Source organism: Alteromonas alvinellae, from assembly GCF_902705805.1.
Window position 1 is genome coordinate 1 of the sequence record NZ_CACSIH010000057.1, and the last position, 1,638, is coordinate 1,638.

The 1,638-nt window shown below is 38.3% G+C and carries 2 protein-coding genes; one reads left to right on the forward strand and one right to left on the reverse strand.

Annotated elements, in window-relative coordinates; genetic code table 11:
* The first annotated feature begins 99 nt into the window (after positions 1-99).
* A complete protein-coding gene (locus ACX5KA_RS03990; protein ID WP_458730475.1) occupies positions 100-606 on the forward strand; it encodes a hypothetical protein in 507 nt (168 codons plus the stop codon).
* Positions 607-757: 151 nt separating this feature from the next.
* On the opposite strand, the gene ACX5KA_RS03995 is transcribed toward ACX5KA_RS03990, so the two are convergent.
* Positions 758-1,381 (reverse strand): recombinase family protein, encoded by a 624-nt coding sequence (locus ACX5KA_RS03995; RefSeq protein WP_008467336.1) that lies wholly within the window; start codon positions 1,379-1,381, stop codon positions 758-760.
* Between the last annotated feature and the right edge of the window lie 257 nt (positions 1,382-1,638).

Consider the following 1,638-nt stretch of genomic DNA (forward strand, 5'->3'; position numbering starts at 1 on the left):
GAGGCGACAACTATCCTGACACAGGGGGAATATGAAAAGTATGAATTTGCAGAAGATGTGCTGAATTTGGTTATCGAAACGACAAGGAAGGCGTAAGGCATGACAGACAAGGCGGAGTTAAGCTCAACAGAAAGACAGCTAAGAGACGCATTGGCGCGGCTTGTTCATCAAAAGCCGATTAACAGAGAGTTGAAACAAAAGCTTAAAGCCAACAAGCTTAAAATTGTTGTTTCTAATGTTGAGAAAGAAGCGGGGTTATCGAATGGCTCGGCCAGGCGCTATCCAGAAACAAAAGCGCTGATCGAAAGCGCTGAAGCAAATCGTGTTCATGGAGTAAGCAATGTGTCCGATACTGTGGTTCGCGGCCACCCTCTCCACATAAAGGCTAAGGAAGACTTAGACAAAGCTAAAAAAGAAATCAAAAAGCTTAAGAGAGAAATTGAGAAGAAAGAAGAAAAGCTTGGAGATTATAAAAAACGCTTAAAGTCTCAAGCCGTGAGAATGCACCAAATGACCGTTGCTATGTGGGAACATATGCCTGAAGAATGCAAGCATATTGAGTTAATGATCGATGTGGAAACAACGGGGCAACAGGCAACGTTCTAGAATTCAAAAAGCGAGAGAAGCTAGATTAGCTCCGAGACTTATGTTCTTAGCTGGATTAGTCTGGACTCAACCTGTCAAATTCAAATCACGATGCAATTAGGTCCGACAGGTTGCTCTAAGGGGTTTTGCGCCCATCCCCTCGAAATTAACCTTAGTCTAAGTTTTTAAGCTTTTTTCTAACTCTAATTACCGTACTTCGACTAACTCCAACTGCTTCAGCCGTTTTATTAATACTAAATCCAGCTTCAGTAAACGAGGCAATCCTATCATGAGCCTCTAAATCAGGCTGACGACCGTGATAAAGTCCCTTTTGCTGTGCTTTTACAATACCTTCTTTTTGCTTACGTTCACGTTCTCGATATTCTTTATATGCACTGGCCGCTAATATTTCTAACAGCATATTATTAATAGCACTAAGTATTGATCTCATAAAATCATCACTTGGAAAACTGCCAAATGTTAAATGACTGGTTGGTAGATCTAAACTAACAACACTAATTCCTTTTTCATTTATTGAGGCTACAAGAGTTTTCCAATCATCAGGGCTTAGCCTTGTTAAACGATCGATTGATTCAACTAACAAAACATCACCGGACTCTGATTCATCCAATAAACGAATTAGCTCTGGTCTATCTAAAGAATTACCAGATTTATTTTCTATATAAAAAGAAGCAATTCGTTTGCTGAAGCCAGAAACGAATTTTTTTAATGAGCTTTTTGCTCTATTTGCATCTTGCTCAGAAGTTGATGCTCGTAAATATGCTCTTATGAACATTTTTGCCTAATTAGGTCTATTTAGATGGTGTCATATCATATAGGTTTATTTAAGTGGTGTCATTACGTAATTGCCTGTGATATATTAACAGTATCTTTAGGGTGTACTCATGTAGAACTGCATGTAATAACACTAATTTGGACTTTGATAATGAAAAAGGATAAACCATACATTGTTGTGGTTTAATATTGTTGTAACAACGGTAACTTTACTTATTTAATAGAAGAATGACGTGGTCAACCAAAATTGACCAACCC

What these genes read in the sequence shown, in the direction of transcription:
- ACX5KA_RS03995 (WP_008467336.1), bottom strand. Translation starts at nt 1,381, where the DNA reads ATGTTCATAAGAGCATATTTACGAGCATCAACTTCTGAGCAAGATGCA.
- ACX5KA_RS03990 (WP_458730475.1), top strand. Translation starts at nt 100, where the DNA reads ATGACAGACAAGGCGGAGTTAAGCTCAACAGAAAGACAGCTAAGAGAC.